Here is a 16,636-nt window from a genome sequence, read left to right on the forward strand (position 1 = left end):
TCCTAGGCTCCGATGAAGACTTCGCGGTAGGTCTCCAGCGCCTGGCGCAGGGAGAGCCGCTGTTGATCCAGATAGCTCGACAGCTTGGCCAGGCCGTGGCTGGCGCTGACGTGGTCGCGCACCCAGGGGGCGGCGTCCAGCATGATGTAGTGCTGCGACAGGGTCTGCGGCGTCGACAGCAGGGTCGCGAGCGTCTGCGGCGACGCGCCGCGAAAGCCCACCACCAGCCGGTGCTTGCCCGCGATATGGCCGATGAACATGGCGATCTCGAAGTCGGCGCGGTTCAGGAACGGCGCGATCAGCGTCATCCAGTACGTGGCCACCAGATTGATGTAGAGCGGGTCGTCGGGCAGCGGCAGCGCCAGTCCGGTGTCCAGTTGCGACGAGCCGCTGGACATGACCGGCGTGAGCAGGATGCCCAGCGCCAGCACGATGTCGTGCATGCTGGCGGCGTGGCCGTTGCTGCGCAGCATCGCTTCCACGCGCTCGAGCGTCTGCAGATCGATGAAGGCGTCGAAGCCGTCATCGGCGGCCGTGCGGATCTCGCCCTCCAGGCCGTTCAGCGTCTGCAGCGCGGCCGCCGGGTCGCTTTCCTGCATGAGCTGCGAGGCGGCAGCCCCCATGCGGTTCCACATGCGGCTGAAGGCCAGCGGGCTGCGTGCAATGAAGTCCAGCGGGCGCGACACTTCCACGGAGGTTGCGGTAATGAACGGGAAGCGCCGCCCGGACTGGTCGCGGCTGGGCTGCAGATGGCCCGCGATGGCCAGCTTGCCGCGCGAGCCCAGCACCGCGAAAGGCACCGGTTGCGCCTCGTCGTACAGCGTCTTCCAATGCGGATCCTGCGCCAGGATCTCCATGGTGTTGGCGACCCAGGCGTCCAGCGTCGCCATCAACTGCGGGTGCGAGGTGTTCTTGACGAAGTCGCCACGCGACGGAATCTTGCCGAAGTAGGCCGTGCGGAAAATGGGGGACTGCGGATTGCTCATTGCTGCACTCCGGCAGCCGTCGAGGCGACGGAAGGTTGAGGGGAGGCGCCCGCGACCGTGGCGGGCAGACGCAGGTTGCGCAGGCCCTGGCTGCCGGGCTCGGCGCCGCCGGCGCTGGCCGCCTGGGTATTGCTGATGATGCGCAGCCGCACCGGCACGGTGAGGTTGGACTTGGACCAGCTCATCTCGAAGCTGCCGTCCTGGTTGGCCTTGCGCTGGGCGCCCGAGATCAGGCGTTCCAGGCCGAAGCGGCCGGGTTCGTTCACGATCTCGACCACGGTGCCGTCAAAGGCGGTGGCGGTGATGCGCGCGCCGGGCGCGCCCTGCGCGTTGGGCCACACAAAGTTGACCCATTGCGGCGGCGTGTTGCGGTAGCGCAGTTGCTGGCCGTCGATCTCGATCGTGTACTCGGTGACGCCGCCCGCGGGCTTGGGCTGGATCTGGAACAGCGTCTGCGGCTGGCTGGCCGCGCCCGATCCGGCCGCGCCGCCGGACAGCGGCGCCACCCATTGCGCGAAGTTCGCGGTGAACGACGGCTGCAGGTCGATGCCCATGTCGCCCCACGTGCGCGCCGTGAGGATGTCGCCGCGCCGCACCGTCAGCGGTCCCAGCGTTTCATTGACGTACTTGGCGATGCTGCCCTGCGGGCCGAAGACCTGCGCGATCTCTTCGCTGCTGGCCTCGATGCCGGCCTTGGTCGAGAACGGATACTTCTCGGCCAGGTTCTGCGTGAAGCCCTGATAGACCTGCGCGTTCCAGACCTTGTTCAGCTCGGTCTGCGCGGGTTGCATGGCGACGGCGTAGCCCTGAATCAGCGGCCGCACCAGCAGCGGGCGCAGCGTCTCGCGCTGTGCCGGCGTCAGGCCGGCCAGCATCTGCTCGTCCACCAGCTTGAGCGCGTCCGCCAGTTCGGAGTCCTTGCCTTCCAGCGTCTGGCGCATCAGCAGCAGGGCGCCCGGGCCGGGATCGCCCTGGTTGTTGATCAGGTTGAACCGCGTCCGGATCTTGGACAGGGCGTTCATGTAATTGCCCAGCAGCGACTGGTTGTCGCGTTGGACCACCAGGCGAGCCACGTCGGAGAACTCGCGGCCCACCGGACCCATCGGGATCTGTTCGCCGCCGGGCGCCGCCTCGGTCGGCTTGGGCTGACCCTGGCGCAGGATCACGCGCTTGAACCAGGCGACGACGCCCGTCTGCGCCTGCGTGATGCCGGTGTTGATCAGCGACGGGTTGTCCCACGAGGTCTGTTCGTACGTGGTGTTGATGAGCTTGACCAGCGGCGAGTTCTGCGGATCGCCCAGGCGGTTCATGCCTTGCACCGCCTGATCGAAACTGGTGAAGGGCTTGATGGTGACCCCGCGCAGCATCTTCTGCCATTCCTGCGCGTACTCGGTCTTGTACATCGTGGCCAGGCTCTTCTGGATCTGCTCGGGGCTGCCTTCCAGCGTGAGATCGTCGCGCGCGTTCACGCCCAGCACCCAGTCGCTGGTCTGCACCTCGCGGCGCGCGGCTTCGCCGATGGCCGGCTCGATGTATTGCTCCCAGGCCTCGCGCGTGAACGTGCCCGGCACGGCGTAGCTGCCGGCCACGACCGCGGCGTCCGCCTCGCCCATGATGCGGGCGACGGTCATCGCGGGGAAGCGCGTGGCGGCGCGCGCCTTCAGCGTGGCATAGGCGCGCTCACGGGCCGGCATGCCCTGCATCACGCTGCGCAGGTTGCCGCGCGTGCGTTCCACCATGGCCAGATTGGTTTCGATCTGCGGCCAATCCGCATCGGCCGCACGCGCCACGTAGAACGAGATCAGGCGCTCGGCGCTGCGGATCAGCTGGTCGCGCGGCATGGCGCCCCGGTTGGTTTCCAGCCATCCGCGCCAGAAGCGGGTGATCTGGTCAGAGAGGTGCGTGGGATCCACGTGTTCGCGGTTCGCCATCATCAGGTACGTCTTGAGCGCGTTGTAGGCGTCGTCGACGTTGGTGGGCGAGGCGTCCTGGAACAGCGTGTTGCCGGCATTGGCGCTCACCGGCTGAGCCTGGGGCGGCGGCGCCGTACGTGGCGTGCCGGCCGCGGCCGCCTGCGACACGTCCACACGGCCCAGATAGTCTTCCAGGCTGGCCTTGACCGGGACCAGCATGAACTGGCGCAGACCGTTGTAGTACTCGGCCAGCAGGCGCTGCTTGAGCACGTCGCCCTGGTACAGACCCAGCCCCAGCGACAGCGGACGGCTCGTCGAATAGCGGTCCAGCTGCTCGATGCGGTCCTGCAGGATCTCCATGGCTTCCAGGCGGCTCTGCAGGTCGGTGCGCTCGCTTTGCAGGCGCACCACCTTGTCCAGATCCGCCTGCACGTTGCTGGCCAGTTGCCGGTTGCCCAGATACGACCAGCTCCAGCCGCCCAGCACCAACCCCAGCGCCAGCACCAGGCCGAAGAAGGTCAGGTAACGCATGCGGACCTTGTTCGGGCTGGCGTGCTGGCGCACCAGTTTCTTGTCCGCAAAGATGACGTTGGAGAACAAGTCGCGCAGGAAGAATCCGTTGTGCGACGTCACGCTGCGCGCCGCTTCGCGCGAGGCCGGGCGCAAGCCGAAGCGCGCCGCGAGCTTGTCGGTGGAGGTGCTGCGCGAGGCGCCTTCCTGCAAGGCGCTGGTGAAGTAGAAGCCACGGAATACCGGCTTGTACTGGAACGGGTTCGTCTCGAACAGCGTGGACAGGAAGGTGCGCAGCGCCGGCTTGATGCCCGCGAATTCCAGCGGGAAGGTCAACAGGCCCGGGGGCAGGTCGCCGCTGCGCCGCAGCGAGATCTGTGCGGTGCCCATTTCCTTCAGGCCCTCGTAGAGCTCATCGAAGCGCTCGTCGAACAGCGTCAGCACATCGCGGCTTTCCTCGGCGCCGTACGGCAGCGTGGCGCCCCAGACGCGGTCGCGCTCGCGCGCGTCGGCATCGGCAAAGAATTCGGAAAAGCCCGCGATCAGGTCGGCCTTCGTGAAGATCACGTAGACCGGCGCAAACACTTCCAGCCGGTCGGTCAGTTCCTGCACGCGCTGGCGCAGGTTCTTGGCCAGGTTGATGGCGAATTCCGGGCCTGCGTCCGTCAGCTCGCTGATGCTGGCCGCCACGATGATGCCGTTGATCGGCGCCTTGGGGCGATGGCGCTTGAGCAGATCCAGAAAGCTCATCCACTCGTTGCGGTCCTCTTCATGCACCGAGTAGCGGCCGGCGGTGTCCAGCAGGATGCCTTCGGTGGTGAAAAACCAGTCGCAGTTGCGGGTGCCGCCCACGCCGCGCACGGCAGCGCCGTTCTTATCGGCAAACGGGAACTGCAGGCCCGAATTGATGACGGCGCTGCTCTTGCCCGCCGCGGGGTTGCCGATGACGATGTACCAGGGCAGCTCGTACAGCGCCTCGTTGCCGGAGGTCTGGCCGATCTTGGAGGTCTTGATGGTGCGGACCGCCTGCGTCAGGCGCGTGCGCAGCGCCTCGATTTCGCTGCGGTTGGCGGCGGGGCTGGCGGCCGCGCCCGTCTGCACCTGCTGTTCCAGCATGTCGCCCAACTGTTGGTTGGCCCGCCGCTTTCGGCGCCGGCGCCAGAGGTAGACGCACAGCCACAGAAGCAGCAGCACGCCCAGCGCCGCGCCGGCCCAGGTCATGGCGATCTGCATCGTGTCGGCGAACAGGAACAGGAAAACGATCAGCGCAATCAGCCCGATGAGCATGAAGGTGCGCGGATTGGCGAATACGCGTCCGCTCCAATAGCGGAAGTCGCTCATGGCGCTGGAAAATCGAGAAAGCAATCCTGATGGGCTACGCATGGTTTTCGCTTTTGTTTTGGGTCAGGCGGTGGCGCTGGCGGCGGGTCGGGCCACCAGCGCGGCGGCGCGCAATGCGGGGTCTTGCAGGGTAAGGGTCAGCACGGGCTGGTCGAATTGCAGGCAGGTTTCACAGGCCACGGCCAACGTCAGCAGCGACGCTGCCGCGCCGATGTGGCCGCAGGCCATGCCGATGGCCTGGCAGTCCTTGCCGGCATCCAGATGGGCAAACACCAGCGATGCCACGTTCAGCGGCTCAAGCGGACGGGCGCCGCGGTGATCGCCATCGCTGACGATGTGGCTGACGGCGCCGGGATCCACGGCGGCGGCCTGCAGCAGGTCGCGCGTCAGGTCCGCCAACGGCGCTTCGGCCTGGGCGCCGCGCGCGTCGGCTGACTTCTGCCGTTGCAGCATCGGCGACAGCGTGACGTGAAATTCGGCTTGCGCATCGGGCGGCGCCAGCAGCAGGCCGGCAGCGCCTTCGCCCGGGACACTGCCCTGCGGATTGGCGTGCGTCAGCAGCGTGGCCAGGCTCTCCCAATGGGCGACCTGTTCGGCGTCGATATAACCATCGCCGGCCAGCACGATGCGCCATTGCGGTTCGGCCCGGGCATCGGCGGGTTCGGCGGCGATCTGGCGTAGGAGGTGGTCGGCGGCCATGCCGTCGCGCGCGGAATGTTCGGTGGTGTGGATGCGGGCATCGGGCCAGGCCCCCGCCGCCGACCGCACCGCCGCGAGCGCGCGGTGGCGCGCCGCTTCGGACCAGGCCGCCGGCACCACCACGTCGAAGTGCAGGCGGGGCCAGTCCGCTTCGCGCGCGGGTACGTCCAGCTCGGTTGCGCGCGCGTGCGCCTCATGGGTCAGCGCCTGTGCGACATCGGCCAGCATGGCCGTCACACGCAATGTGGCGATGGCCAAGGCCTCAGGAGGCGCGCCCCGGTCCCGCGCGGCGGCGTACAGCGCCATGTCGTCCATGCCGGCGGCACGCGCGGCGAAAATCGGAAAGCCCTGTGGCGACTTCAGCTCCGCATCCAGTTCGGGCCGCTTCTGCTCGGCCAGCGCTTCGGCGATCGCCGCGGCATCCTCGCCCGGCGCGGCGCGCGCGGCAACCGCGATCAGCCGCAGCGCAGCGGGGCCGGCCGGCGCGTCGGATTGCGTTTCCGTCTGCGCCTGGGCGGGGGCCGCCTTGGGCGTGCGCGCGGCCCGCACGATGCGCGCGCCGATCCAGATCGCGGCCAGGATGGCCAGCGGCAACGCGAACAGGTACAAGCCGATGTCCACGCCGGTGGGCAGCGTGCGTGATTCCTGCCACCAGATGATGACGGCCAGCCACACCACGGCGAACAGGGCCAGGACGAGCCCGCCTTTCTTCAGCACGCGAACCATTATTTCGCGGCCTCCCGTGCGCGTTGCATGACGCCGGGGCGGCGCAGCTCCACGTGGCCGAAGTCCATCATCTTCCAGCGTCCGCCCCAGGTCAGGCCGACGAGCTCGGCGGTCTCGCCGAACAGCTCATAGCCGCGCATGGCCCAGGGGTCCTTTTCGGAGATCACGATCTTGCCGTCGCGATAGAACGCGCTGTCCGCAGCCAGGCCGAACTGGTGATAGCTCTGGAACGCGCCGGCGTTCGTCACGTGCGACCCCATGCCTGCCAGTTCGTCCTGCCGCTCGGGGCTGCGGTAGCCCTCGATCAGCGTCATTTCATAGCCGTGCTGTTCGCGCATGATGCGATAGGCCAGCAACAGCCGCTGGCGGAAATCGGCATCCAGAAGATCCCAGTTGCGGCTTGCGCCACCCAGCTTCGGACGCACCTGTTCGACTTCGCGGGTGGTGAATGCTTCGGGGGGCAGGGCGGCGGGCGGAACCAGTCTTTCGCCCTCCAGCAAAGCCTGGATTCGGCGGTCCGGACCGCTGGTTGAGGCGCTGTAAACGAATGTGTGATTGTGTCGCATCAAGAAAGCAAACAGTGACGGAAGCAATACAACTGTCAGCCCGATTGCGACCTGCCACCGATACCTTCCAACCCACTCGAACGAGGCGCCGAACCCTTTCCGGATCGCGCCGGCCGTGCCGCCCACGGCACCGCCGGCCTGGTTCGCGCCACGCGTCGCGCCCCGTGCCACGCCCGCTACGCAGGCGCGCATCCCCCGCACCGCGCCTTGGCGCAGTGCGGGAAAAAACAGGAGAGCGGAGACGCCCACCGCCAGTAAGAAATACAGGGGCAGAAGCAACAACAAGGCAGGTCCCTCATGTGAAGGCGTAATCTTTTGTTTTATCCGCGCATGAGGCAAGTGATCCGGCGTTGCAAACCGCGTCGGAGGCTTAGAAATCGTAACAAGAATCGGTGTCTGAAAGGGGTCGATCAGGTATTCTCGGCGGGCTTGGTTACAGGGGGGCTGCACACGCCTCCTGCTGACACGGGAACCCGCATGGCAGAAGAGAAAGAACAAGCTCGCCCTACGATGACCGCGCCGAGTCTGCTGATGGCCTCGACTGCCGCGCGTGGCGAGGCCGACTCGCCGCGAATCCTGGCCGCATTGGAAGGACGCGCGCCGGAAGCCGAGGTCAAACACATGGCAACGCCGCGCACCTCGCGCGCGCGGCGTTGGACCGCGCTGGCCTTGTTGCTGGCGTTATTGGCGTGCGGCATCGTCTGGGTGATACATGAAGACGACGCTGCGCCGATGATGGCGCGGGCACCGGCGCAGGCGCCTGCTGCGGAGTCCGCGCCGGCGCCCGCGTCTGCCACCCCGCTGCAGCAAGCCGCGCTGTCGCCGCCGCCCGCATCGAGCGGCAACCCGCTCGGCGCCCTGGAAAAAACACCTGAAGTCGCCACGATCATTGACGAGTCACCGCCTGCGCGCGACGCGGACGTCGGCCGCGGCGAGCCTGAACAATTGAGCGAGCCGGCCAACCCCTTGTCCGTGCTGGCGATGACGCCGTCATCGGCTCCCGCAGCGACGCCATCGCGCGCAGCCGCGCCGGCGCCCGGCCCCACGCGGCAGGCGGCTGAGCGGCTCGCACAACGCGACGATGCGTCGGGCGCCGGTGCGTCGGGCGCCGTTGCGTCGGGCGCCGTCGCGCCGCGCGCGGTCAAGTCCGCGCCCGCCGCGCCGCGCAAGAGTGCCAAGGGCGCCGACAAGGATGCCGCGCTGTTGTCGGCGTTGATGGACTACGGATTGCCGCCGTCATCGCCGCCCGGCACGCGTGTGTACAAGTCGGATGGCGTGTTCATCCGCGAGATGCCGGGTTCGCCGTTGTCCGAGCGGCTGAAGGAATGCCGCCGGTTGAGCTTCATTGCGGGCGAGCAATGCCGCCTGCGCGTGTGCGCGGGCCAATGGGGCACCGCACCGGAATGCCCGACCCCGCAGGCCAATATCGAACCTTGAATTCTTGCCGGCTCGAATATGCCGGTGTCGCCCACGTTCCCATGAGGTTTTTCTTCCATGGCTGTCAACGCTAGCAACGGCAGTTTTAGCGCCGAATCCCGTCTTTTCCGGCTTGATGGCGAGGGCGCGATGTCGTCCCTGCAGGTCGAAGGCTGGATCGCGCGCGAAGGCCTGTCCACGCTGAGCGAGATGCGCGTGGTGGCGTTGGCCGAAGATGCCGCGCTGGACCTGAACGACATGGTGTCGCGACCCGCCACGCTGTGGGCCACGCGCGCCGACGGCACCGAGGTTGGCCGCAGCGGCGTGGTGCGCGCGGCCGAGATGCTGGGCGGCAATGCGGGCATGGCGCGTTATCGCCTGACGCTCGCGCCCTGGCTGTGGCTTGCCACGCAGCGGCGCGACAGCCGCATCTACGAGAACCAGCCGGTGCTGGACATCGTGCGCCATGTGCTGGACAGCTACGAGGGCTACACCTACAAGGTGGCCTCCGATGTGGAGGACCACCTGGCCGGCCTGCCGGCGCGGACCTACACCACGCAGTATCGCGAAACCGATTACGCCTTTTTGTCGCGCCTGCTCGCGGAAGCCGGATTGGGTTGGACCACCGTCGAAGACGACAGCGCGCCGTCGCGCCACGCCGTATTGATCTTCGCCGACAGCCGCAGCCTGGCCGAAGATGCGGAGTCGGCGGGCGCGGGCGTGCGTTTCCAACGCGCCCATGCAAGCGAATCGCGCGACGGCGTGCAGGCCATCGCGCGCCGCATGCGCCGCACCGTGGAGAAAGTGACGGTGCTGGCCTGGCATGAAAGCGGCAAGCATGCCATCACCGGGCAGGCCTTGGCCGGCCCTGCCGATGACGCCGGAGACGAGCGGGCGCTGGAATGGTTCGAGCCGCTGGGACACGGCGGGCTGCTGAACCAGGCGCACGCTCAGTTTCAGGCGAATCTGCTGATGCAGGCCGCGCAGGCCAGCGCCGAGACCTTTGTCGGCCGCGGCACGGTGCGCACCTTCCGCTCGGGCACGCGCTTCACGCTGCAGGAGATGTCGCCGCTGGGGCCGTCCGGAGAAGCCGGGTTTGAGCCGAACTTCGCGCTGGATCGCGTGGAGCACGCGGGCGTGAACAATCTTCCCGGACAGAACGACGCCAGCCTGGCGGACAGGCTGGGCGCCCTGGACGACTTTTTGTGTTTTGAAGACGAGGCCGAGGACGACGGCCAGGCGCCGCAGGGCGATGCCGATATCGGCGTGGGACGTCCCGAGGCGGCCGTGATGGCGCGCGCGCACGAGGTCGGCTACTCCAACCGGTTCTGCGCTGTGCGCTGCGACCGCCCGTGGCGCGCTTTGCCCGCTGCGGCACGCGGCGCCAGGCTGGCGGGTGCGCCGTCCGCCGTCGGCGTCCACACAGCCATCGTCACCGGCGCCGACGGCGCGACCGAGGCCAGGGGCGAGGACGAAATCCATCGCAACGCGCGCGGCGACGTGCGTGTGCGCTTCCATTGGCAATCCGACGGCGAGGGCCTGGCGAAAAGCCGTTGGGCGCGTGTGGCGCAGCGCCAGGCAGGTGCGGGAATGGGCATGAGTTTCGTGCCGCGCATCGGGCAGGAAGTGCTGGTGCGATTCCTGGACGAGGACATCGATCAGCCCCTGGTCGTGGGCGCGCTCTACAACGGGCGCGGCGAGGGCGGCATTCCGTCCACGCCCGGCGGCAAGGCGGGCGAGCCGATGAACACCGAGGTGTACGCGGCGGCCATCGATGGCAAACCCAGCGCGCAGGCCAACCTGGCCAGCGGCAACGCGCCGGCGTGGCACGGCGCGGCGGGCGGCGACGATCAGCACCGCAACGCGGCCGCATTGAGCGGCTTCAAGAGCAAGGAGTTCGGCGGCGACGGCTACAACCAGATCGTGTTCGACGACAGCGATGGCCAGTTGCGCATGCAGATCAAGTCTTCCCAATCGGCCAGCGAATTGAACCTTGGCCACCTGATCCACCAGAGCGGCAACTATCGCGGCAACGTGCGCGGCGTGGGCGCGGAATTGCGCACCGATGCGTTTGGCGCCGTGCGGGGCGGGGGCGGCGTGCTGCTGACCACCTATACCGCCGCCGGCAGCGAGCCCGCGGGCGATTCGGCGGGACCGCTGGCGCTGGCCGGGCAGGCCGACATCATGGCGCAGTCGTTCGACGGCGTGATCGGCGCCCATCAGGGCGTGCGGCTGGCCTCGGCGCGCGGCACGGCCTCGGCCGGCGCGAGCCGGCTGGACGGCGAACGCGCGCCGCTGGCCGCGATGACGCACGCGGTATCGGGCACCGTGGCGGGTGAGGCGGTGGGCGGGGCCGCCGGCGACGCGTCGGCCAAGCACACCGAAGTGGTCGACGGCAAGGTGCCCCACCTGACCGATCCGCTGGTGTTGATGGCGGGGCGCGCGGGGCTGACGCAGGCGGCCGGGCGCAACGTCCAGGTGGCGGCCGGCGAACTCGTGCATTGGTCGTCGGGACAGGACCACAACCTGGCCGTCATCGGTTCGCTGCGCGTGCATACGGGCCAGGCGCTGGGCATCGTGGCCGGCGTGCAGACGGGCGGTGCCGAATCCGGCCTGGACCTGATCGCTGGCACCGGCGAGGTCGATGTCATTTCGCAGCACGACACGTTGACGGTGCAGGCGCAACAGGACCTGCGCATGGTCAGCGCCAACGCGGGCATCGAGTACGCCTCGCCGCAGCGCATCCGCATCGCCAACGCGGCGGGCGCCAGCATCGTGATCGAAGGCGGCAACATCACCGTGACGGCGCCGGGCCGCATCGACGTCAAGACCGGCAACAAGCAGTTCGCCGGGCCGACGCAGATGCCGTATCCATTCCCGCAGTTCACCGTCTGCAAGACCTGCATTCTTGACGCTCAGGAAAGCGTGCAGTCCATCACCGACAAGGCATGACGGCGATGCAATATTCCTGGCAGGACGCGCTGCTGTCCACGTTCTCCGAATTGCCCAATCACCGCGGTCCGTATGGCGAGGCCGCGCGTGCCTACGTGGTCGTCGACTTCCGCGGCCATCCGGACCTGCTGGCGCGGCTGACGTCCACCGAAGACCTGAGCTTCGGGTCGGTGTGGGCGCAGACCGGGCTGGACATCTACGGCGACGTGGCGCCGCTGTTGATCGAAGTGGACGGGGCCTCGCAAGGCGTACTGCGCGGGCCGCGTCATGGAGATTTCAGCACCGTGCTGGTGCGCGTGCTGGAAGCCCTGCACGAGCGCTCCGGCGGCCGCTACGCGATGATGAGCTTCGCGTCGGCCGTGCCGCTGGAGAAGCTGATCGCGCACTTCGGGCCGTTCTGCGACTACGCCTTGCCGGACGCCAGCGAGTTCTTCCTGCATTGGTATGACAGCCGCATCCTGGCGCGCGTGTTGCAGGTCTGGACGCCCGAGCAGCGCGCGCGATTCGCCGGGCCGTTCGTCACGCTGCGGTATGCGCTGCGCGATGGCACGCTGGCTGAATTGCCGGGCGCGGGCAGGCTGCCCGCCGCACGGCCGGAAGGTATCGAACCATTCACGCCTGAACAGCACCAGATGCTGTTCGACCTGGATTACCCCGACAAGCTGGCGGTGCAGTTGCGCCGGCTTTATCCAGACATGCTGCCCGGCAATCCCGATCAGGACGCGCTGGTGCCACGCGTGCAAAAGCAGTTGGAACGTGCCCGCGCGCACGGCGTGGCGGGGGATAAGGACACGTTCGACTACGTTGCCTGGGGCGTGGCGATCTCGCCGCGCTTCGACGAGCATCCCTTGATCGCCGACGGGCTGCGTGCGTATCGGGCAGGCGCCGAGGGCGGACTGACGAAAGCGCTGGAAGGTGTGCCGGATGCGGTGTGGGATGCGGTGCAGGCGCGGCACCGGGCGGGCCGGGATGGCGGCAATGCGTAAAGCACTGGTCGGCATGCTGCTGTGGCTTGGCCTGGTGACCGGCAGCAACGCCGAGCCCACCTATCAAGGGGTGAGCTTCATTACGTATAACTACACACCGTGGAACCTGGAGCCCGTTCGCATCAGCGATGCGTCGGGTCGCGTGGCGAGTTCCAGCACGCTCCCTTCGGGCGGCGGCGAGGGAAGCGTGTCTTGCTGCTATACGTTTTCCGGTACGGAATTCAACGTGAAATGGCGCGGAGGCGATCCCGACCTGCTCCGCAAGCACTTGTTTGATGACAAGTTCGACGATGTGCTCTTCAAGAAGGAAACGACGGTGCACTTCCCCGCCACGAAAGTGCCCGAAGGGGAGGGAACGCTGATTCTGGAGTTGCACATCTATCCGGACGAGCACATGGAACTTGCCTTGAGCCGAAAGTTGCGCGGGCAAGTCAGAATTCCAATCGTCGATACCGCTCGCTGGTTGTATGGGAAATACCCTGACGAGCTTGTGGGGTACGAGAACGCAGGTTATCTGGCCAACGACGTTGCCAGGGTCACCAAACAGGCGTGGATGTCTTATCGGCTTGAAGACGCGCAGGACTTGCGCGCGTACATGTATCTCCATTTCATCGTGGCCTCAAATTTCGACAAGGACGCGCAGATTGCGGCTCTTTTGACGGACCCGGCCAGAAAGCCTGGCGCATTTGGCAACGCGGTGATGTCGTTGCCGGCAGAGAAGATCGCGCAGTTGAAGGCGGCCGGTGCTCCACGTGGAGATAAGCATGTCGGAAGTGGGTATGGGGCGGGACAACTCGGGAGCAATGAATGCGTAAGGGTTTGATCGGGGTACTGCTGTGGCTGGGCCTGTTGGCGGGATGCAATGGCGAACCCACGTATCAGGGCGTCAGCTTCATCGCGTACAACTACACGCCCTGGAATCTGGAGCCGGTTCGGCTGAGTGACGCATCGGGCAACGTGGTCAGTTCAAGTACGTTGGTGCCGGGTGGCGGCGAGGGGCGGGTTTCCTGCTGCTACACATTCAAAGGGACCGACTTCACGGTGAAGTGGAGCGGGGGAGACCCCGAGTTGCTTCGTAAACATCTGTTCGACGACAAGTTCGACGATTTGATGTTCAAGAAGGAAACGGCGGTGCATTTTCCCGCCACCAAGGCGCCCGACGGCGATGGCACGCTTTATCTGGAATTGCATATCTATCCTGACGAGCATATGGAGCTCGCGCTGAGCCGCAATCTGACGGGACAAGTCAGAATTCCTATCGTGGAAACGACGCGATGGTTGTACGGGAAGTATGGCGCCCAGTTGACCGGATACGAAAACGCGACCCAGTTGAAGCATGTTCTTGCGAAGGTCACCAGGCAGGCCTGGATGCGGTATCGCATCGAAGATGCCGAGGACATGCGCGGCTACATGTATCTGTACTTCGTCGTGGCCTCGGATTTCGACAAGCATGCCGAGATCGCGAAACTCTTGAATGATCCAAATCGCAAGCCGGGTGACTTCGGCCGTGCCGCGCTTGCCCTGCCGAACGAGAAGATTGCACAAATCAAGGCGTCCGGCACGCCTCCTGGAGAGAAGAATGTCCAGTGATCAGATTCCTGACGTCGACAGGACTCCCGCTTCAGTATTGAAGGCCATGGCGGCCAACGAGGCCGCCTATCCCAAGGATTCCTGCACCGAGTGCGGTATCACCTTGCGAATGGGATTCTTCTTCGATGGCTTCGGGCGGAACAAGGATATCGATGAGGCGAATCCGACGTTCCTGTCGAACGTGAGCCGGCTATGGATGGCCCACTTCAGCGAAGACGACGAAAACAGGCCAAACAAGCAGCACTGGTTTCCGTTCTACTATTCCGGCCTTGGCGTCGAGCTGAACGAGAGCGCAAAGGCCGACGTCGTTGTTCGCGCGCTGACGATTGCAGGCGGGAAAGTGGCCGACAAGGCGATCTCCAGTGCGCAGGACGCGGCAAAGAACATCACGCGTCTCGATGAAGTGCCCGATGTGGATGCCGCAGGGCGCGCAAAGTCGGCTGTCAAGCAATCCATCAAGGATGGGTCCTTCCACCCCATGGTGAAGGCCTACAAGGACGTCGTCAAAGACGTCCAGTCGCTTCCCGAGAAGACGGTAAGAATCTGGAATGCCCTGGACCCAGAGCGAATCCGAAATCGCACAAAGGCCACTGTTCGCGGCTTCTGGTCGGATTTCAAGAAAAACCCATTGAAGGTTGCCTGGACTGCGGGAAAGAACGCTGCCAAAGCCACGTTGCTGGAAGGCGTGCCGGTCGTTCGGGACAATGCCGCCGTCGCCGAATTGATGGGAACGGGTGTCGACACGCGCCTGGACGCGGCCAGGCGTCAGTTCGAGGAAGCCTATCAGAAGGCAAACGCGGGCACGGAAAAAGTCGTGCGTATCGAGATCTGCGTATTTGGCGCGGATCGCGGCGGGGTCATTGCCAAGCAATTCACCAACGATATCGTCAAGAAGTACAAGCGCCGCCACGACACGGACCTGGCCATCCCGGGAAAAGACGGTGCGCCGGACGCAAAGATCGTCATCCGATTCCTGGGGCTGTTCGACAGCGTCGCTTCCATCATGGAAGAAAACTGGTTCCTTGAGGTCATTCCCTTCACGGACCTGATCAAACAGACGCACAAGGACCGCACGCTGACCGTACCCGCAGCCGTGGAGAAGGCCGTGCATTTTGCCGCGGCGCACGAGCTGCGCCGCAATCAGCGGCTGGATTCCCTGGAAAAGACGCGAGGCCTGCAGTATCTCTATCCGGGGTCGAGCGGGGATGTGACGGGCGTGGCCCCCGAGGGCTCACTGGGTACTCGCGCGTCGCTATCCCGGGTTCCATTGCGCGAGATGATGAATCTGGCGCTGGCCCATGGCGCTGCGTTGCACAGCATGGAAAGCCTGGCGTCCCGGGATCCGGTGCTTTACCGGATGCTGAGCCTGGCCGGTTCGATCGAAGACGAAGGCCAGACCTATCACGTTCAGGAACTGGTCGACGCCTACCGGGAGATCGTCAAATACGAACCCGGTTGCGATTTCGCGCCGCACATGGAAGTTTTCCTGCGTTGGCTGGCCGTGCGTTATCAGGACCCCGTGTTTCGCGCCGGGATGTCGGACCCCGCGGAGGCGTGGATCCAGGACCGGGACTTCTTCACCCCGGAACAGGAGCTTGCGGAAGAGCGCAGGCGTTTGAGCATGCTTTCGCGGGAGGAGCTTGCCAAGCCCGAGACGACGGCGCGCGCGCGCGAACTGGAAGCGCTTGCAAACGAGCGCCGCGAGCGCGCCGATGCCAGCCGGGGCGAAGCGCCGCCGCAGCGCTTCCTGCCGTTGTGGGAGCGTCTGGAGGAAGAATACAAAGGCCTGGAAGACGCCGAGCGCCAGGATGCGGCGACGGAGCAGCGGCGGCAGGACATGGAACGCAACCACCCCGAGCAGCTTCGCACCATGGAAAGGTGGGAGCAGGACGCGATCGCCATGGAAAACATGCGCCTTGGCAGAAAGCCGGGCGACGCCGATTATGTTCAGTCGCTGCCGGACCCCTTTGCCGACATGAAGGCCGATCGCGCGATGCAGCAGCGCCTGCTGACCGCCTGGCGCGATGCGCGCGATGGCAAGACGCAGTTGCCGTCCAAGGTGATGACCCTGTTCGACTGGCTGGTGCATGATGCGATGCTGAGCAGTTGGCCGGACCATCTGCTGGCCAGCACCAGGATGTATTTCCGTGTGCGCGACAAGGATGTGTTCGGCAAGACCGATGCGAAGGCCGAGATGGAACAGCGCGCCGGAGACATGCGAAACGCTGAAAAGGTGGAGGCGATTGCCGCGCGCAACGAGCAGAACATCCGGCAGATGACACCCGCGCGGCCCTGAACTTCGGCGTGTTGGTGATGGACAGACGGCCCTGCAGAGCAGGGCCGTCTTCATTTGTCTGGCGGGTGTTTCTATCCCGACGGCTCTAATGTCTGCCGGCTTCTACTTCTGGCCGGGTTTCACTTCTGGCCGTCTTCGACCTCGATGGTCACCGTGTTCGATTTCACGTCCTCGGCCTCGATGTAGACCTCATACGTGGCCGGCGTGGCGGGCAGGTGCAGCACGCCGGCCATGTCGGTGGTGAAGCGCGTTTCCACCGTCATGCCCGGGGGCAAAGCCATCTTCGGCGGGCGCGGGCCGCCTTCCCTGGGGTCGGCGGACACATTGGGCAGCTTGGGACGCACGTAGTTGAACGCGACGCCGCGGTAGACCTTGCCGGTGCGCGTATCTTTCGCCACGAAGCGGGGCAGTTGCGGGTTGTCGATCACGGGCAGGATGCCGCGCGCGCAGATGGGAATCGTCAGGGTGCTGCCGTCGCGGATCTTCACGCGCGAGGGCGCGGCGATGCGCATCTGCGCGTCGTAGCCTTGCAGCGGCGGCATGCAGGCGTGCTCCTGCTGCGAGTGCGCGGGCACCGAGGCAAAGGAGGCGGGCTCGATCCAGTCGGTAGTCATGATGGGCATGTCGATGTCGATGTCGTGTCAGAAGGCGAAGG

General features: G+C 66.1%; 11 protein-coding genes. 6 read left to right on the forward strand and 5 right to left on the reverse strand.

Annotated features, from left to right (window positions below; all coding sequences use genetic code 11):
- Positions 1-2: 2 nt before the first annotated feature.
- The 4 genes from tagF to RT697_RS09175 all read right to left on the reverse strand — a co-directional run bounded on the left by tagF (position 3) and on the right by RT697_RS09175 (position 7,026).
- Entirely contained in the window at positions 3-986 is a 984-nt protein-coding gene (tagF, locus tag RT697_RS09160) for a type VI secretion system-associated protein TagF (protein WP_313698301.1), read from the reverse strand.
- Positions 983-4,750: a type VI secretion system membrane subunit TssM gene (tssM, locus tag RT697_RS09165; protein WP_313698303.1), complete on the reverse strand. Its 3,768-nt coding sequence runs from the start codon at positions 4,748-4,750 to the stop codon at positions 983-985. Before tssM ends, tagF begins: the two co-directional genes overlap by 4 nt.
- 63 nt (positions 4,751-4,813) lie before the next feature.
- The gene (locus tag RT697_RS09170; RefSeq protein WP_313698304.1) at positions 4,814-6,175 is read right to left on the reverse strand and encodes a hypothetical protein; all 1,362 of its coding nucleotides are present in this window, start codon (positions 6,173-6,175) and stop codon (positions 4,814-4,816) included.
- Positions 6,175-7,026 (reverse strand): M15 family metallopeptidase, encoded by an 852-nt coding sequence (locus RT697_RS09175; protein ID WP_313698305.1) that lies wholly within the window; start codon positions 7,024-7,026, stop codon positions 6,175-6,177. The genes RT697_RS09170 and RT697_RS09175 overlap by 1 nt, the downstream gene beginning before the upstream one ends.
- Positions 7,027-7,272: 246 nt before the next feature.
- Here RT697_RS09175 and RT697_RS09180 point away from each other — a divergent pair, with 246 nt between their 5' ends.
- Genes RT697_RS09180 through RT697_RS09205 form a run of 6 tightly spaced genes read left to right on the forward strand, consistent with a single transcriptional unit; the run spans position 7,273 to position 15,981 of the window.
- Positions 7,273-8,178: a hypothetical protein gene (locus RT697_RS09180; protein ID WP_313698307.1), complete on the forward strand. Its 906-nt coding sequence runs from the start codon at positions 7,273-7,275 to the stop codon at positions 8,176-8,178.
- Positions 8,179-8,235: 57 nt separating this feature from the next.
- The gene (locus tag RT697_RS09185; protein ID WP_313698309.1) at positions 8,236-11,109 is read left to right on the forward strand and encodes a type VI secretion system Vgr family protein; all 2,874 of its coding nucleotides are present in this window, start codon (positions 8,236-8,238) and stop codon (positions 11,107-11,109) included.
- Positions 11,106-12,095 carry a DUF4123 domain-containing protein gene (locus RT697_RS09190; protein ID WP_313698311.1) on the forward strand — a complete coding sequence of 330 codons (990 nt, stop codon included), beginning with the start codon at positions 11,106-11,108 and terminating at the stop codon, positions 12,093-12,095. The genes RT697_RS09185 and RT697_RS09190 overlap by 4 nt, the downstream gene beginning before the upstream one ends.
- Complete coding sequence (locus RT697_RS09195; protein ID WP_313698313.1) at positions 12,088-12,918, forward strand: hypothetical protein; 831 nt, start codon at positions 12,088-12,090, stop codon at positions 12,916-12,918. The genes RT697_RS09190 and RT697_RS09195 overlap by 8 nt, the downstream gene beginning before the upstream one ends.
- On the forward strand, positions 12,903-13,685 hold the full coding sequence (locus RT697_RS09200; RefSeq protein WP_313698315.1) for a hypothetical protein: 783 nt from the start codon (positions 12,903-12,905) through the stop codon (positions 13,683-13,685). The genes RT697_RS09195 and RT697_RS09200 overlap by 16 nt, the downstream gene beginning before the upstream one ends.
- A complete protein-coding gene (locus tag RT697_RS09205) occupies positions 13,675-15,981 on the forward strand; it encodes a phospholipase effector Tle1 domain-containing protein (protein WP_313698316.1) in 2,307 nt (768 codons plus the stop codon). Before RT697_RS09200 ends, RT697_RS09205 begins: the two co-directional genes overlap by 11 nt.
- Before the next feature lie 119 nt (positions 15,982-16,100).
- On the opposite strand, the gene RT697_RS09210 is transcribed toward RT697_RS09205, so the two are convergent.
- Positions 16,101-16,604, reverse strand: coding sequence for a hypothetical protein (locus tag RT697_RS09210; RefSeq protein WP_313698318.1), 504 nt, complete (start codon positions 16,602-16,604; stop codon positions 16,101-16,103).
- Positions 16,605-16,636 lie beyond the last annotated feature (32 nt).

The organism is Achromobacter sp., from assembly GCF_032113835.1.
GTDB lineage: Bacteria > Pseudomonadota > Gammaproteobacteria > Burkholderiales > Burkholderiaceae_B > Achromobacter.

What these genes read in the sequence shown, in the direction of transcription:
- tagF (WP_313698301.1), bottom strand. Translation starts at nt 986, where the DNA reads ATGAGCAATCCGCAGTCCCCCATTTTCCGCACGGCCTACTTCGGCAAG.
- tssM (WP_313698303.1), bottom strand. Translation starts at nt 4,750, where the DNA reads ATGAGCGACTTCCGCTATTGGAGCGGACGCGTATTCGCCAATCCGCGC.
- RT697_RS09170 (WP_313698304.1), bottom strand. Translation starts at nt 6,175, where the DNA reads ATGGTTCGCGTGCTGAAGAAAGGCGGGCTCGTCCTGGCCCTGTTCGCC.
- RT697_RS09180 (WP_313698307.1), top strand. Translation starts at nt 7,273, where the DNA reads ATGGCCTCGACTGCCGCGCGTGGCGAGGCCGACTCGCCGCGAATCCTG.
- RT697_RS09185 (WP_313698309.1), top strand. Translation starts at nt 8,236, where the DNA reads ATGGCTGTCAACGCTAGCAACGGCAGTTTTAGCGCCGAATCCCGTCTT.
- RT697_RS09190 (WP_313698311.1), top strand. Translation starts at nt 11,106, where the DNA reads ATGACGGCGATGCAATATTCCTGGCAGGACGCGCTGCTGTCCACGTTC.
- RT697_RS09195 (WP_313698313.1), top strand. Translation starts at nt 12,088, where the DNA reads ATGCGTAAAGCACTGGTCGGCATGCTGCTGTGGCTTGGCCTGGTGACC.
- RT697_RS09200 (WP_313698315.1), top strand. Translation starts at nt 12,903, where the DNA reads ATGCGTAAGGGTTTGATCGGGGTACTGCTGTGGCTGGGCCTGTTGGCG.
- RT697_RS09205 (WP_313698316.1), top strand. Translation starts at nt 13,675, where the DNA reads ATGTCCAGTGATCAGATTCCTGACGTCGACAGGACTCCCGCTTCAGTA.
- RT697_RS09210 (WP_313698318.1), bottom strand. Translation starts at nt 16,604, where the DNA reads ATGCCCATCATGACTACCGACTGGATCGAGCCCGCCTCCTTTGCCTCG.